The following is a 15,715-nucleotide window of genomic DNA, read 5'->3' on the forward strand; positions in this document are numbered from 1 at the left end:
CAGTTAAATAAATTGACTGATGATGATCAGTTAAGCTAATTTAAAAACGGCTCTACAAAATGATAAATCAAGTGATCAAAGCTGATGAGAATCGGTGATCAAAGTCATGAGAATGCGCACCTTGCGCAAAGGAAACGCACTCACTGTGTTCGCCATCGTTAACCCTTTGCACGATAAGTCCCTCTGCGATTGTTAAAATAACTCATTGCACCTTGCGCAAATGGAATGTAAGCGCTGCGCGCTTTGTCATTAGACATTTGCACTATATGCACCTTGCGCAAATGGAATATAAACGCTGCGCGTTTTGTCATTAGACATTTGCACTATATTCTCTTTGCTCGTGTCTTAACCTTTTACACTTAGAAGTATGCTTAACGCATTCGTGAATTTTTTATAACTAACTTGCATACAAAAAAGTGGTTTTGGTCATGTCGTTAGTTACCATTATGTGCAATATTGAGTATTTATCGTTACTATTGGGGCAGGTAAATAAAATAAGGGTTCTTGTGTCGTTTTACTTAATCTATTTATTGGTAATATTCTCTTTATTCGGTACGTCAGCGAGTTATTTTCTGCGCTTTTTATATTTTTATTTAGTAAAGAGACGTATAGAGATCCAGTATATATGGTATGCGGGGGGGTGTGCCCTATCGGTTGTAGTTATTTCGGTAATAGGGCAATGGTTTTTAACTAAATAGGCTATGGTCTATAGGTTTGGCACTGCTGCTTTATACATAGAGGTGTAACAGGAATGACTGGTTTGCACATTTTTTGCGCAGATGGTTTTTTGTTATTAAGGCGTTCTTGGGTTGTTATTTTTGTAGCTATATCGTCCAATGCTTGCTTATCACTATGTTTCGTTGAGTAAATTACGTATTGGCTAGGGCCTTCACAAGCAGGTCGCTCACCCAGCGCTAGTACTTTGCATTGATAGCTGGCATCACACTGTTTATTAGCAATAAGACTATTTAGAGTCTCAGCATGAGATGTTGCGAGTGTACTTTGCTGTGGTGTCCATGTTGTTTGACAGCCATTAAGTAATAATCCGCATAAAATGATAGATATAAGGCGCAGTTGCTGGGTCATGGTTGCTCTTTAGAACGTTTCTTGAGACGAATTTTCTAATTTAACACATTTACTTGCAACGCACTGTGCTGCTGGGCGTGTTAAATGCTGGCAAATACTAACCATATTGTTCTTGGCATTATAAGTGCTTTCGTATTGTGTGATTTTAGTTGTCACTTGCTTAACCGTTTCTGTCGCTGCTGACTTGCTTGAATATACCAAGTAGCTGCTTGGTCCACCACATGCGCGACTGCCAACTGCTTCCACTTGACACTGTGTACTGTTATCACAGCTTAAATCTTGGGTAAGTGTTTTCAGCTGGTCGTGCAATTTCTGAATGTCCAGCTGTGATACTTCACTGATAATTGATTTAGGTAGCTTTTCTGCTGGGGCAACCGGGTTACTCTGCTTTTTGTTTTCTTGTTTATTGATAACCGTAGTTTGATGAGAGTCTGTTTTACTGTTGTTTTTGGGACTTTCTTCACTACCGTTAGTAACTTGGTTACAGCTTATCAAAAGTATGGACATTGATAGTAGTAGTGTGTGTGTTAATTTGAACATATTTACTCCTTTCTTTTCGATTATTTTGCCCGTTAACTATACATGTTACAAGTGTTAACCTACATAACTTAAAAACAGTCATATTATGACAGGCCGCCTCGAGTGAGCTTTTCTGGGTCTAACAAAGTTTTTAATTCTTCTTCACTTAATTGTGTGTGCTCCTTTGCAACCTCTATAATTGGCCTGCCTTGTTGATACGCAAGTTTAGCAATTTTCGCCGCCTCTTCATAACCAATAATTGGGTTTAGTGCAGTGACCAAAATAGGGTTTTTGGCTAATGCTTTTTTGAGATTTTGCTCATTAATTTTGAAATTGGAAATGGCTTTATCAGCAAGTAAGTGGCTAATATTAGAGAGGATTTCAATGCTTTGTAATATATTATATGCAATGATAGGTAGCATCACGTTGAGTTCAAAGTTACCCGATTGACCTGCGATGGTAATTGTTGCGTCATTGCCGATAACTTGTGCACTCACCATAGCTGCAGCTTCTGGAACAACGGGGTTAACTTTACCAGGCATGATGGACGATCCTGGTTGTAATGCTTGCAGTTCTATTTCACCAAGACCAGCTAAGGGGCCTGAGTTCATCCACCTTAAGTCATTCGCTATTTTCATAATTGCGACTGCGAGTGTTTTTAATGTGCCTGATAAGTTAACTATACTGTCTTGACTGCCAATACTAAAAAAGAAGTTGCTTGACGGGCTAAATTCAATTCCCACACTATTACTTAACTCTTTGCTAAAAAGTTTAGCAAAATTAGGGTCGGCATTAATGCCTGTACCTACAGCTGTTCCCCCTTGAGCAAGCTTGCATACGCTTTTTAACTGTAATTGAATATTATGATATGCATGGTCTATTTGAGCCTGCCAACTACCAAGAGTTTGAGAAAATGTTATAGGCATTGCATCCATCAAATGTGTTCTCCCCGTTTTTACATGCTTACCTACAGCGTCACTTTTATCACTAATTGATTGAGATAAATGCTTAAGCGCAGGAAGTAGTTGATAAGTGATTTGCATTGCGCAACTGGCGTGTATTGCTGTTGGTATAACGTCATTGGAGCTTTGCCCCATATTGACATCATCATTAGCATGTATTGTTAAGTTACTTATTTGGCTTGCTAATGAGGCAATTACTTCATTGGTATTCATATTGGTACTAGTACCAGATCCTGTTTGAAAAACGTCTACAGGAAATTGATCTAGATGATTTCCATCAATAATCAGATGTGAGGCTTTTATGATTGCGTCTGCTTTATCAGCAGGTAAATGACCTAAGCTGCTGTTTGTTTGCGCTGCTGCCTGCTTGATATATGCCAGTGCATGAATAAATGAAGTTGGCAGTGTAAGGTTACTTATGGGGAAGTTGTTTATTGCACGTTGTGTTTGTGCTTTGTATAACGCATCTTTAGGTACTTCAAGTGTGCCCATACTGTCTTTTTCTAGACGTGTTTGTGACATTATTGCTCCTAGTTATTTTCTCAAAGTGCATGCTAAGGTAGCACAGTTGTATTGGGGTATTAATGAATTACGTCGCTAATTTTTGAGTTGACAGGCGCTTTTTTATGATGAAAAAAAGGTGTGTTTAATTGGTAAGTAATTTAATTTTCGCTAACTATGTAATGATAACGCATTACATAGTTAGCCACTAAGTAGGATAAAAACTTAGTGAAAAGTACACACTTGATTAGTTGTAACCAAGGACAAAAACTTGTGCCGTCTTCGGCGCATCTTCTTGCTCATTAGGAGTGAGAATATCTTGTACTTCTTTACGGTAATCATCGCTTTGTACGAATAAGTTATCATCATGGGCTTCAATAAGACCACTTTCACGAATAGGCATGTGAGTGATGGTAGAAATAAACATTATTAGGTCCTCGTGTGGCTATATGTCACTATAAATATAGCAGATGTCATGCCATCATAAAAAAGCTACACAAAAACAATGAACTAATATTTTTGTGTAGCTCTTTCTCGGTATGTTTTTAATGAGTTGCGTCAATATTGGGCAATAATGAGCAAAATAAGTGCAAGGAATTTAATGTGAGTAAACCCTTTTCTCAAGCATGCGAAAATAATAAGGCCCCTATACTGTCGAGGTTAAAGCCTTATCTACTGGATTATGACCATGTGTTAGAAGTTGGGTCAGGCACTGGACAGCATGCCGTTTACTTTGCGCAGCAGTTGTCGCATTTAATATGGCAAACGAGCGACAGAGCTCAAAATCATGCAGGTATTCAAAAGTGGTTGGATGATAGCCAAGTGAATAATGTAATAGCACCATTGCCACTTGACTTGAACGAGGGTTGGCCCATAGAGCAAGTACCAGTAATTTATACTGCAAATACCATGCATATAGTGAGTGTAGAATTAGTTAAAATGTTCTTTAAAGGGGTGGCAAAACACTTAGCTGTAGAGGGGCTTTTGTGTATTTATGGGCCATTTAATTATGAGGGTGAATTTACGAGTGATAGTAATGCACACTTTGATGCGCATTTAAAAATGAATGACCCACAAAGCGGTATTAGAGATTTTGAGTGGATTTGCTCACTGGCACAACATGTAGGACTCCGCTTACTTGAAGACTTTACAATGCCCGCAAATAATCGTTTATTGTTGTTTAAACGGTAATACAGATAAGCATTGTGCTTTGTATTGCTTTATGTGCATATGTTCGCGTTGCAAAAAATCTGCAATGGCATCGCGGAACATTGAGTTTGAAATATGATGAATAGAGTGAGTTGTGACAGGCTTAAAACCTCTCATTAGTTTATGTTCACCCTGTGCCCCTGCATCAAACTTTTCTATTTCAAACTCAATTGCATGTTCAATTCCTTGATAATAGCAAAGTTCAAAATGTAGTGATTGGTAATCCTCTAAAGCTCCCCAGTAACGGCCATACAAGGTGTGTTTATCGCATAAATAAAGACTGGCTGCGACCAATTGTTGGGCATTGAATGCACAACAAAGGTGAACCGCTTTTGGTAGTGCTAAAAGTAGCTGCTGAAAAAATGCTAGATTAAGATATCCTTGGTGACCTGAACGTTTGAGGTAGGTTGCTTGATAGCATTGGTAGAAACTGACTAGTGTATCGGTATCAATTTCATCAGCGGTTAACCATTTTATTGTTAGTGCATTACTTTGCGCTTGTTGACGTTCTTTCTTTATCATTTTGCGCCGTCTTGAGGTGAGTGTATTTAAAAAGTCGTTAAAGTTTAGATAGCTATTGTTATGCCAATGAAATTGCACCCCTTGGCGCGAGAGAAAGTCATCATTAGCGGGGAGGTGTTCTGTAAAAAAGTTGATATGTGCGCCAGACCAATTATTGATATTACAGCTATGCTTGAGCGTTTGAAAAATATACTCAGCTAACGGTTCAGTAAGCGCTTTACATAGTATGCGGTTGCCCGTAATAGGTGAAAAAGGCACTCCACAGAGCCATTTAGGATAATAGTCCAGCCCGTATCGCTGGTATGCGTCAGCCCAAGCCCAATCAAAAACATATTCACCATACGAGTGGCTTTTAAGATACCCGGGTAAAATTGCTACGAGAACTTTCTCAGTATAAATCAGTAAATGCTGGGGCTGCCATCCGGTTTCACTATTTACACAGCCACTTTCTTCCAGTGTATGCATCCATGGGTAACTACAAAATAAGTTATCTCCTGCAAGCTCTTGCCAAGTTTGCAAAGAAATAGCGTTGATAGATGAGATAAATTTATGGCTGAACATAGTTTGACATTGTGCTATTTAAAAAAGTGCTAAGTTGGCGTGTAAAGTCATCATAAGCAGGGTTAAATGTTAGTCTCTGCAAGGGAGCCGTATGGCGGGTGTTTTGTTCAGTGCGCTCGCCAAGCAAAGGTGCCGGGTGTTGTTTGCATGCTAAATACTTTGGAATGTCAGATAAATATCCGCTGCAGCTACGATATAAACCTTGCCATCCATAATAAGGATGCGAAGCTGGTTGCAAGATACCAATATGTGACATGTCTATGACTTTGTCACATGTGTGATGTGTGCACTGTGGTGTGATCAACGTATAGTCTTTTGGTAATTTGGCTGTTGCATTGTTGGCGTTGCCATAATAGTACAGTATATGTGTTTGAGGCTGTTTGCTGACAGAGTTAAAGCGACTTAGCATTGCTAAGTTAGCTATGCTATCAATCGTAGTATCTACCTCACTAAAAGCAGAAAATAGTGGCAAATGTGCAGGTAGTGAGTGCAACTTTAGTTCAGCCATAGCGTCATTAGCTAAAGCTGCCGCTTGCCATGGAAATGATTCATATTTGGCAAAGTCTAAGTCGGCATCCTTATCAACCCAATTGAAGAACGGTATTTTGGCGATCCATTTTGCTAACCAGCCGTGTTTATTGTGAGGTTCACTGGCAGGAGAGATTAACGCAAGCCCTTTTAAGTTGCTTGGTGCGTGTTGTGCAACGTGTGCAATGGCTAAAGCAGCGCCTGTGGAATAGCCAAGTATAGCGAATTGTTCAAAGTCTTTTGCCGTTCGTGTGATGGCGTATTCAACGGTGTCTTGCCAATCTTTTAGTGTGACATACTGTAAATCACTGGGTGCCGTTGCATGACCTGGTAGCAGCAGTGTACGTACGCTATATCCTTGTTGAAATAAGTCCTTAGCTAAGTAATGGAAAGTAAAAGGTGAATCTGTTAGGCCGTGAATAAGTAAAATGGCACGTTTTTGGTTATTTTGTTTTAGCTCAAACGGTGCAATAAGGTCAGAAACGGTGAGCTGTTCGGCATTATACCCAAGTTCTTTAGCCACTGGTGTGAGGATAGGGCAAGGCTGCCGTGCTCGGATATTACGATTTGCTATGAGCGACTTGGTTTGCGCTAGGTAATCGCGAAATGGAACATCGGCGTTGTTAGGTATGATGATTGGGTCTTGCTCGTGCGCGAAACGATATAACCCTTGTTGTTGTGTGTGTGGTATTTGTTGCCAATTTTGTACCACATCTAAACAAGTTTGTGTCATAACCTTATCTGACGAGGTCAGAATGCTAGCGCTGGCACACCAGCATATTAAAAGCAGAACAAATAATACTTTCATCGAGTTAACAGTAATTGGCTAAACATATTGCTAGCTTATCCCGCTCTAATGGTTTTGCAAGGTGTCTATTAAAACCAATGGCTAAAGCATGGGCTTTATCTTCAGGCATCACATCTGCAGTGAGCGCAATAATAGGGAGTTCGTCAGCATTTTTAAACTGACGTATTGCAGCTGTGGCTTGGTATCCATCCATAATCGGCATTTGGCAATCCATTAGAATAATATCGAAGTGGTGATGTTTAACAGCTTCGATGGCTTCTTGACCATTGGCGACAACGGTATGTTGAATATCAAATGATGATAACATCGCTTTGATCACTAATTGGTTCACTGGGTTATCTTCAGCCACTAAGACTTGCAGGCAATGTATTTTCGACGTATCAACGTGTTCTAACTGTGTACTTTGAGCACTTGAATTTAACAGTTTAATGGTTAAAGTGAATGTACTTCCTTGGCCAACTTGGCTTTTGAGACTAAGAGTCCCTTGCATAAGCTCTGAGAGCTCTTTTGCAATGGCTAAGCCCAATCCTGTACCGCCATATTTACGTGATGTTGAATTGTCAGCTTGGCTAAAGGCGTTGAATATAGCAAGCTGTTTATCTGCCTCTATTCCGATACCTGTGTCTGTCACATGAATAATCAAGGCCACTTGCTTTGTGCCATATTCAACTTCAACGTCAAGCATCACACTGCCTCGTTGAGTAAATTTAATCGCATTACTGCATAAATTGATCAACACCTGCTCTAGGCGCATTTCATCACCGATGACCCAAGTTGGGCCGGGCAAGTTGTGGATGATTTGCCATGCAATACCTTTTTGCTGGGCATTAGATGAAAACATCGTGTCTATTCGCGAAAATAGTGCTTGTAGGTCAAATGGATGAGCGTCTATTTGCAAATGGTTTGATTCAATTTTAGCAATATCAAGAATATCATTGACTAAATTGAGTAGTGTCTTTGAAGCTGAACCTATTTTCTCTATGTAGTCGCGAAGCTCCCAGCTATTTTGCGTAGCACTGGCCAATGAAGCAAAACCAATAACAGCATTCAGTGGTGTGCGTATTTCGTGGCTCATGTTGGCTAGAAAACGGCTTTTAGCCTGATTGGCGCGATCCGATTGCGACTTTGCTTGAGCGAGTGAGCGGGTACGTTGTTCAACAAGCGCATTTAAGGCGTGATGTTGGTAATTAAACAGTAGCAATATATAAACAATTAAAGCGGTAATACTGAGCTGTAATATTAGTAGCATGAGCGTTAGTTTGTGGTTCTGGCGTGAGGTGTACTCGTCTTTGGCGGAAAGTTCCATACGCCATTTTTTCCCTGCAAAAAATAAAGTGATGATTTTTTTATTGTGCTCATCTATGAGTTGATCTGAGCTAAAATTTTTATAAAACACATCATTGTTACTAATATCATAAAAGGCAATATTGAATAACTGTGCTTGAGCTTGTCTAAGTGCCTCGCCAAGCAGGGTCTCAACTTGCACAACGGCTGTGGCATAGCCTTTTATTTCATATTTGTCTGAGGAAGAACTAGGTTTAAAGACTGGTGAAAATAGCAAATATGCAGGTGAAGGACGGCTATCTTGTACTAAGTAAATAATATCACTGGCTTGTGGCTCGGTGGTTTTATCCGCTTTAATAATTGCTTGCTTACGATTGTTTTTAGAGAAAACATTAAAGCCTAATGCTCCTAAATTGCCATTCAGTGGTGTAATATATTTAACTACGACTAATGGATCGGATTGAATAAGAGGCTCTCCTTTAATATCAATATCGTCTCCATAGAGTTCTGCAAGTTGCTTGTTCAATTGAGCCCGTTGACTCAGATCAATGCGCTCATTCCACGACAATGCGCGTAAAAAGGTGTACTGAGTTTTGAGTGACTTTGCGATTTGTTCAAACTCTAGTCTCGAAAACTGTTCTCGAGCTTGCAGTTGATGCGCTAGAGCTTGTATTGCTAACATACTTTGATTTACATAGCGGTAAATTATATTTTCAATAATTTGTACTTCACGCTGAGCGTTGATGTGAGCGCTTTTAAGGTTATTTTGGTTATATAAAAATGTTGTTAGTGCAACCGACAAGCAAAGCACCGAGCACGCAGCAAAGGTGCTGGCTACATTGTGTAATTTTTTAGTTTTCGTAAGCCAAGGTTGTAACGCTATAAGCAGAACTGGTGTTGCTATCAATACACCCAAAGAGTCACCAAGCCACCAAGCAAGCATATTGTTCCAGTGGTTAGCAAAACTATATTCAGGGTGGTAAAAACTTAATGCAAATACCCCAACATTGGCAGATATCAAGTTAATCGCAATACCAATTAAGCCAATAAAATAACCAATATGTAAACGGCTTTGTAGGTGTAACGGGTGGCCAAGCCATGCTCGTAGTAAGTATCCTCCTACTAGCGCTTGTAAAACGGCGCCAAAAGCAATCACGCATACTTCAATGGCATTTGGTAAAGACAGAGCAACTACACTCCAGCCATGAGCGGTAGTCCAATTAAATGCTGCTGATGCTAGCGCTAAGCCGGGCACAAAGCGCCAACCCCAAATAAACACGCCGACCAATGCGGCACCTGCTGGTAGCCAAATGGGTAAAACTTGATCTTGAAAAGCAAATACGGTTAGTAATTTGCCAAATATAAAGTAACTCGATGCGAGCAATAAGTAACAGAGCTGAGATTGCCATTTTTGCTTAAAATTCATAATCCACTTACTCAGTTAATCTATGTGGTTGCAAGCAATTATCATAGTCTAGATTGTATACGAAATGTGAGTGTATTGTTTCTAGCATGGGCAAAGAGCTTTTTTAACTTATATTTAAGTCGATGATCTAATGTGAATTATTTGAATTAAGAAGTAAAGAGTTGGTGGCTATATTTTAGTGATGGGCGAAAAAATAGCTATAAAAAAACCGCTCATAAGAGCGGTTTCTCAAAAGAAATGGCGGAGAAGGAGGGATTCGAACCCTCGATAGGGCTACAAACCCTATACTCCCTTAGCAGGGGAGCGCCTTCAGCCACTCGGCCACCTCTCCGGCGCAAAACTGTAAAATATGGCGGAGAGATAGGGATTTGAACCCTAGAAGGGCTATAAACCCTTGCCGGTTTTCAAGACCGGTGCTTTCGACCACTCAGCCATCTCTCCATGGGCCAAGATAATACTTAGCGAAATTGCTGCTGTAAACTGTTTTTCTACTGATCGGCTAAAATTTAAACTAAAATCATTGAATTTATTAGTTAAGGGCTAAAAGTGAAGTAAATTTAAACAGTTGGAAGGGGCCATTGAATTAAAAAGGCAAAGCGCTGCAGGTTGGGAGGTGCAGCACTTTTAGTAAGGTTTTACTTATAAAGCGTTACATGACTTAACGCGAGCAATTTACCAAGTCGGTTTAAAAACGACATCCAGTCAAAAGATTTTTTTGCTGGTACGGTATGTGTGGTGTTGACTTGCGTGTTGCTGCACGCAGCAGCTGAATTAAGCATGTTGACTCCTGCTTTATAATGTTGACTGAAAACAAGGCTATTTTGCGCGCTAATTGGATAAAAATAAAACGATATTTTTTGTCTCTTTCGGATAAGATTATCTAATGTATTTTTAATTTGCGAGATGGTTTTTTACATGCTTAATGTGGTTTTATTCACTTATTTAAAGTTGTAATTTATTTTTTGTTATTATTTTTCAGTGTGTTGATGGTTTTTTTCTTGGTCTCTTTGTTTTTTGTTGAATAGTTATTCAGGTTAATTAATTTTATTTTTAAAGGGTTTCTATGCTGGTGGTGGTCAAGCCTAGTCGTGCAAAAAGCACGTCGGCACATATTGCGTGGTTAAAAACGCAAATAGCATGTAAAAAAATATCATGTGATTGGTTTTACACAAGCGGTCATTATGAACTGGATGTCGAAAAGCTGCGAACTTTGATGTGTCGGCATGACTTGCTTGTGGCGATCGGGGGTGATGGTACAATTAACATAGCTGTGAATGCCATTGTAGGTTTAGATTGTCAGCTTGCTATTTTGCCTGCAGGCACAGGCAATGACTTTACTCGACAGTTTAAACGCACCACAAAGCAGTGGCGACAGAGCCTATTTCTAGATAGAACAAGGTCAATTGATGTAGGGCAGGTAAATCAGCGTTACTTCATAAACGTGATGGGGCTGGGTTATAGTGCTTATGTTGTTAAAAAAATTGAGCGCAATGAGACGAGGCATCGCTTTCGTTATTTATGGGCTGGTTTAAGCGCATTATTGTCTTATGAGGGTATAATCGTGCAATCTGCGATTGATAAAACACCACAAGCTTTGATGATGTTATTGTTTGCTAATGGGCAATACTTTGCTGCGGGAGTGTGTTGCTCTTCGAATGCGAGCCCTGATGATGGTTTATTGAGATGCATACAGTTTTCACCAAAAACACGTTGGGAAAGAGTTAAAGTTTTCTTATCGATGTTGTTTGCAAGGCATAAAAAGCAGCCAAGTGTATACAGCCGTAATTTGACACGTTTTGATATCATCACACCAGGCTTAGATATTGAAGCTGATGGAGAGATTATAGGAAAAACGCCTGCACAAGTGAGTATTCTCCATAGTGCTATTTCTTTAAGAGTATGAAAATGCCACGAATGTGGCATTTTAGTTTGACGCTGGTTAGCTATTTACTGGGGAAGGGACTAGCCAGGTTCGAAGCTTGTCAAAAGGAGTTAACACGATGGCATTACCTAACAGCACCAATAAGAACCCGATGAAAGTATTATTTTGCCATACGAACCCTTCAAAATATGTACTCAACATAACAGCAACTAACGGAAATAGTACAATGATATAACTCGCTCGCTCAGGTCCTATCCGTTTAAGTAATGAAAAATAGCTGGCAAAAGCGATTACAGTGCCAAAAATAGCTAGATATACCAAAGAAGCCCAGTATTGCCAGTTTGCAGTAATCCACACTGACAGCCCTGTTAGTTGAATATATATAAATAACAGTAATGCGCTGTATAACATGCCCCACGCATTACCCTGTAATACACCTATCTGGCGATTAGAGTTACGGACACTGATCATATTGCCAAATGAGGCAATCAAAGTACCGAGTAAGGCGAGTATTAATCCGCTGATCACTACATTTTCTAAATCAAAGTGGGCTAAATCTTGCCAAAACAGTGAAACAATCCCCATTAAACCCAGTGCGGCACCAAAGTAGATGCGTTTGGCGATTGGTTTGCCAAAAAACAAACGAGTATTGATGATATTGAATACTAATAGCAGCGAAAATGCGATTGAGGCCATAGCTGAGTTGAGGCTATTTTGCGCCCAGTATAAAAAGAGGTAATTTGCGCCAAAATTACAGATTGCTAATAAAATAAAAAAACCATGCTCTTTTAGGCTGTAGCGCATTGGCAACTTTTTAATTAAAACATAAATCCACATACAAATTGCCGCAAGTGCAAATCGTAAGTATAACGACACAACCTCATTCACATCACCAAGCTGAAATTCAATGGCTAACCATGTTGAACCCCATATCATTACCGTTATTATATAAAGTAATATGTCTTTCATTGTTTTGCCTGTAGAGTTTGTAAGTATAAACTTACAATTATTTTAAGGTTGGAATAGTTGCTATTTTAGAGTTATATTTTGTATATGCCATATACAGAATATAAAAAAATCAACCTATACAGATGGAGGGGGAGTGAGCGTTGTGATATCAAAACAGCAAAACGCATATTTATACCAGCAGGTAGTACAATTGGTATCAGATATGGCTGAACAAGGCGTGATTCGAGCGGGTGAAAAATTACCCTCTTTGCGAATGATGGCTCAAAAACTTGATGTCAGTATTCCAACTGTAAAGCAAGCTTACCAAGCGCTAGAAGCGCAGGGTAAAGTCACCGCTCGAGAAAAGTCTGGATACTTTTTACAAGCTGTACAGTTATCACATGCTATGCCAAAGCGTGTACGCTTATCGGCACAACCGATGGCAGTTAATAAACAGTATTTAATTGAGCAGGTATATCATGCGATTCATCAACCGAATGTTATACCGTTTGGTATTGCAAATCCTGTTGCAGTGGCCAGCACTGATAAGGTGCTTGCCAAGCTCATGCGCAGTGCTATGAATAAAGCAGGGCAAAGCATGGTTAACTATGGCGCAATGGATGGCTTGGCCGAGTTGAAACGGCAAATAGTCAAAAGATATCTTGATATTGGCCTTGTTGTTAGCCCTGAAGAGATTGTGATTACCAATGGCGCGCAAGAGGCATTAGCAATCGCCTTGCAATGCACGACGTCAGTTGGGGATGTTGTGGCCATTGAGTCACCATGTTATTTTGGAATTGTGGAGCTAATTGAGAGTTTGGGGCTTAAAGTTGTAGAGATCCCCTTGTGTCCTGAGGGTGGTTTATGGCTTGCGGACTTAGAGCGTGTTTTGAGCAAGCATGATATAAAAGCGTGCGTCTTTTCAACCAGTATAAATAATCCGCTTGGTTCATTTATGGGTGACCAAAAGCGAGCAACATTAGTACGACTGTTAGAAAGCCAGCAAGTGACATTAATTGAAGATGATGTGTATGGCGATTTACATTTTACAGAACATAGAGGAAAGCCCGCCCAGTGCTTTTCTCAAACCGGTAATGTAATCACTTGTTCATCATTTTCTAAAACAGCCGCCCCGAGCTACCGAATTGGGTGGTTGATTACACCAAAGCTAATAGGCCGAGCCAAGCGCTTAAAAAGAGCCTTGAGTTGCTCATCATCGTTAATGAACCAGTGGGTGTTAGCTGATTATTTGGCTGGTGGTGAATATGACCGCCATTTGAAGCTAATGCGCAAGCGCTTATTAGTGGCGAAAGATTATATGGTTATGGCATTGCGCAGATACTTCCCTCCATTTGTACGGGTAAGTGAACCAAGAGGTGGGTGTGTTTTATGGCTTGATTTAGGGCCGCAATACGATGGTACAAAACTATTTCAATTGGCTTTAGCTCAAGGAATAAGCATAGCACCAGGTATGCTATTTAGTGCCAGCAATAAGTTTAGCAGTTGTATTCGCTTGAGCTATGGTGTGCAGTGGAATGAACACACAGAGCAAGCAATCGCGACTCTTGGAAAGCTGGTGGAGCAAGCAAAAAAATAGTCGGCAGATGCCGACTATTTCAGGGAGATAGAATTAGTTTTTGTAGGTAAATAGTTGATAATCAGCGAACTGAGGGATCTGCTGTTGTAGTTGATTTTCAGTTTGAGCGATCACTTCAAACTGACCGCACAATGCATTTGCTTGTTGCTCAATATTTTTAGCTTGTATTTTCACTTTGTCTTCAATTTGTTGGCCCATGTTTTTCATGCGTTCTTCAAAGGCTGCCATATCGCCGCCAGAGCTGACCATTTTTGAGCCAACAGCCATGAGAATACTGCCAATTGATTCCATCATAGCGCCCTCTACTGCAGACTCAATACGAGTTTCAAATTGCTGTTCAAAGTTATGACCAAACTCATTAAAAGTTTGCTCTCCCATAACAAATGCACCTTGTTGATAAAAAGTCTCATTCACCTCAGTTTCTATTTCGCCAAGCAAAGTGTTTAATGAACTAAATTCTTTAAGCTCAAATGCTGCTGCGACTTCTTCCAGAGCAACACCCGCTATTTTTATCCCATCAAGTGCGATGTTTGCCACTTGTGGTAATTTTACCCTGAGTTCATCTGCATAGTTCACAACTGCCTGTTGTTGTTGGGGGCTTAATGAAATGGGCGTGCTATCTAAAAAAACTAAACCAGTGTCAGTGATGCGTAACTTACGATTGTTCTCACTATTAGTAATGAATAGTTCATCAGGTGTGATGCGAACATCATTTTTAAAGTTCACCGCACATTCATCTGAGCTAAATTGGAAATGAGAGCCATCTATTTGCGAGTGTGCAAAAGAAGCGGAACTGAATGTAATTGTTGCTGCCAAGATTAATTTTTTCATGTGATAAAGCCTTGCTGATGAATGATATGTATATAACTATTCAAAACTAATGCCAAAAAAATAAATATATAAATATTAGTGCTTTACGGATTTTCTCTGTTGTTGCATGCGGAAGTTACATTATGTTTTTGACCATTATTTAGCTTCTTTGACCAAAATAAAAACAATGATAAAAATTATTTATTAAAACGATAAAAAACTCTCACTTTTCAGATTCGCATTTTCCAGCTAAATAATCATTTAGGTGAAGAATTAATGCTAGTGATTGGCGCTTCACCAAGTAACTAATATTAACACTTATTTGGAGTGGGTTGTGGGTAAGACATTTTCTTATGATGCGCTTGATGATGATTTTGTAGATGACGAGTATGAGAACCTCGGTCGTAATCAGCATGATAAGCAAAAGCGAAAGGTGAAGAGAAAGCTTGATGATTATCTTGAGCAAAAACGTTTGCGCAAAAATTTAGGTGAAGATGATTTTGATTATCTTGACTAATTAAAAAGGAGGCAGCAGCCTCCTTTTTAATTCGGTAATTTTAAGTGTGCTTAAGGGCATTTTCAATTGCAGTAGTTAGTTTACTTGGTTTTGTGGTTGGCGCAAAGCGCTGCAATGGTGTACCGTCACGACCAACCAAGAACTTGGTAAAGTTCCACTTAACACGATTGCCAAATAGTCCTGGTAAGGCACTTTTGAGAAAGTGGAAAATTGGATGAGTGTGTTCGCCATTGACCTCAATTTTTTCCATTATAGTAAAGTCAACTCCGTAGTTAATTAAGCATCCTTGTTGGATTTGTTGAGCGTCTCCAGGCTCTTGTCCGCCAAACTGGTTACATGGAAAGCCGATAATAACTAAATCTTGATCCTTATATTGTTCATGTAATTCTTGTAGCCCTTGATACTGGGGTGTTAAACCACATTGACTCGCAGTATTTACTATTAATACTACTTTGCCTCTAAGTACTTCAAAGTCAAACGCTTGACCTTGTAAAGTGTTAGCAGCAAGCTGATATAACTGTGACATAATTGTCTCCTTTAATACGTTGCTTTAAA

Annotated in this window: 15 protein-coding genes and 2 tRNA genes; 4 read left to right on the forward strand and 13 right to left on the reverse strand. The window is 39.6% G+C overall.

What is annotated here, in order from left to right:
- Nucleotides 1–699: 699 nt before the first annotated feature.
- The 4 genes from OCI93_RS18230 to OCI93_RS18245 form a co-directional block, all read right to left on the reverse strand.
- Nucleotides 700–1,086: a hypothetical protein gene (locus OCI93_RS18230; RefSeq protein ID WP_261594999.1), complete on the reverse strand. Its 387-nt coding sequence runs from the start codon at nucleotides 1,084–1,086 to the stop codon at nucleotides 700–702.
- A gap of 9 nt (nucleotides 1,087–1,095) precedes the next feature.
- On the reverse strand, nucleotides 1,096–1,626 hold the full coding sequence (locus OCI93_RS18235) for a hypothetical protein (protein ID WP_261595000.1): 531 nt from the start codon (nucleotides 1,624–1,626) through the stop codon (nucleotides 1,096–1,098).
- Nucleotides 1,627–1,709: 83 nt separating this feature from the next.
- Nucleotides 1,710–3,089, reverse strand: a complete 1,380-nt coding sequence (locus OCI93_RS18240; protein ID WP_261626990.1) for a class II fumarate hydratase — start codon at nucleotides 3,087–3,089, stop codon at nucleotides 1,710–1,712.
- A 226-nt stretch (nucleotides 3,090–3,315) separates the two neighbouring features.
- Nucleotides 3,316–3,495, reverse strand: a complete 180-nt coding sequence (locus OCI93_RS18245) for a hypothetical protein (protein ID WP_261595002.1) — start codon at nucleotides 3,493–3,495, stop codon at nucleotides 3,316–3,318.
- 176 nt (nucleotides 3,496–3,671) lie between these two features.
- Here OCI93_RS18245 and OCI93_RS18250 point away from each other — a divergent pair, with 176 nt between their 5' ends.
- A complete protein-coding gene (locus OCI93_RS18250; RefSeq protein ID WP_261626991.1) occupies nucleotides 3,672–4,259 on the forward strand; it encodes a class I SAM-dependent methyltransferase in 588 nt (195 codons plus the stop codon).
- Here the strand turns inward: OCI93_RS18250 and OCI93_RS18255 are convergent.
- From OCI93_RS18255 to OCI93_RS18280, 6 genes are all read right to left on the reverse strand, one after another.
- Complete coding sequence (locus OCI93_RS18255; RefSeq protein ID WP_261626992.1) at nucleotides 4,239–5,360, reverse strand: GNAT family N-acetyltransferase; 1,122 nt, start codon at nucleotides 5,358–5,360, stop codon at nucleotides 4,239–4,241. The two genes, OCI93_RS18250 and OCI93_RS18255, sit on opposite strands and share 21 nt — an antisense overlap.
- A complete protein-coding gene (locus OCI93_RS18260; protein ID WP_261626993.1) occupies nucleotides 5,347–6,621 on the reverse strand; it encodes an alpha/beta hydrolase in 1,275 nt (424 codons plus the stop codon). Before OCI93_RS18260 ends, OCI93_RS18255 begins: the two co-directional genes overlap by 14 nt.
- Before the next feature lie 79 nt (nucleotides 6,622–6,700).
- Nucleotides 6,701–9,406, reverse strand: a complete 2,706-nt coding sequence (locus OCI93_RS18265; RefSeq protein WP_261595010.1) for an ATP-binding protein — start codon at nucleotides 9,404–9,406, stop codon at nucleotides 6,701–6,703.
- A 238-nt stretch (nucleotides 9,407–9,644) separates the two neighbouring features.
- Nucleotides 9,645–9,737, reverse strand: a tRNA-Ser gene (locus OCI93_RS18270).
- A gap of 19 nt (nucleotides 9,738–9,756) precedes the next feature.
- A tRNA-Ser gene (locus OCI93_RS18275) sits at nucleotides 9,757–9,847 on the reverse strand.
- Between the two features lie 194 nt (nucleotides 9,848–10,041).
- On the reverse strand, nucleotides 10,042–10,185 hold the full coding sequence (locus tag OCI93_RS18280) for a hypothetical protein (RefSeq protein WP_261595011.1): 144 nt from the start codon (nucleotides 10,183–10,185) through the stop codon (nucleotides 10,042–10,044).
- A 284-nt stretch (nucleotides 10,186–10,469) separates the two neighbouring features.
- On the opposite strand from OCI93_RS18280, the gene OCI93_RS18285 reads away from it, so the two are divergent.
- Nucleotides 10,470–11,309, forward strand: a complete 840-nt coding sequence (locus OCI93_RS18285; RefSeq protein ID WP_261595020.1) for a diacylglycerol/lipid kinase family protein — start codon at nucleotides 10,470–10,472, stop codon at nucleotides 11,307–11,309.
- Nucleotides 11,310–11,345: 36 nt separating this feature from the next.
- Here the strand turns inward: OCI93_RS18285 and OCI93_RS18290 are convergent, their stop codons facing one another.
- Nucleotides 11,346–12,257 (reverse strand): DMT family transporter, encoded by a 912-nt coding sequence (locus tag OCI93_RS18290; RefSeq protein WP_261626994.1) that lies wholly within the window; start codon nucleotides 12,255–12,257, stop codon nucleotides 11,346–11,348.
- Nucleotides 12,258–12,390: 133 nt separating this feature from the next.
- On the opposite strand from OCI93_RS18290, the gene OCI93_RS18295 reads away from it, so the two are divergent.
- Entirely contained in the window at nucleotides 12,391–13,833 is a 1,443-nt protein-coding gene (locus tag OCI93_RS18295; RefSeq protein ID WP_410007649.1) for an aminotransferase-like domain-containing protein, read from the forward strand.
- Between the two features lie 33 nt (nucleotides 13,834–13,866).
- On the opposite strand, the gene OCI93_RS18300 is transcribed toward OCI93_RS18295, so the two are convergent.
- Nucleotides 13,867–14,664 carry a YggN family protein gene (locus OCI93_RS18300; protein WP_261595023.1) on the reverse strand — a complete coding sequence of 266 codons (798 nt, stop codon included), beginning with the start codon at nucleotides 14,662–14,664 and terminating at the stop codon, nucleotides 13,867–13,869.
- Nucleotides 14,665–14,977: 313 nt separating this feature from the next.
- On the opposite strand from OCI93_RS18300, the gene OCI93_RS18305 reads away from it, so the two are divergent.
- Nucleotides 14,978–15,160, forward strand: a complete 183-nt coding sequence (locus OCI93_RS18305) for a PA3496 family putative envelope integrity protein (protein WP_261595024.1) — start codon at nucleotides 14,978–14,980, stop codon at nucleotides 15,158–15,160.
- 40 nt (nucleotides 15,161–15,200) lie between these two features.
- On the opposite strand, the gene OCI93_RS18310 is transcribed toward OCI93_RS18305, so the two are convergent.
- Complete coding sequence (locus OCI93_RS18310; RefSeq protein WP_261595025.1) at nucleotides 15,201–15,686, reverse strand: glutathione peroxidase; 486 nt, start codon at nucleotides 15,684–15,686, stop codon at nucleotides 15,201–15,203.
- Between the last annotated feature and the right edge of the window lie 29 nt (nucleotides 15,687–15,715).

Source organism: Pseudoalteromonas holothuriae (assembly GCF_945859825.1).
In the GTDB taxonomy this organism is placed as follows: Bacteria; Pseudomonadota; Gammaproteobacteria; order Enterobacterales; family Alteromonadaceae; genus Pseudoalteromonas; species Pseudoalteromonas holothuriae.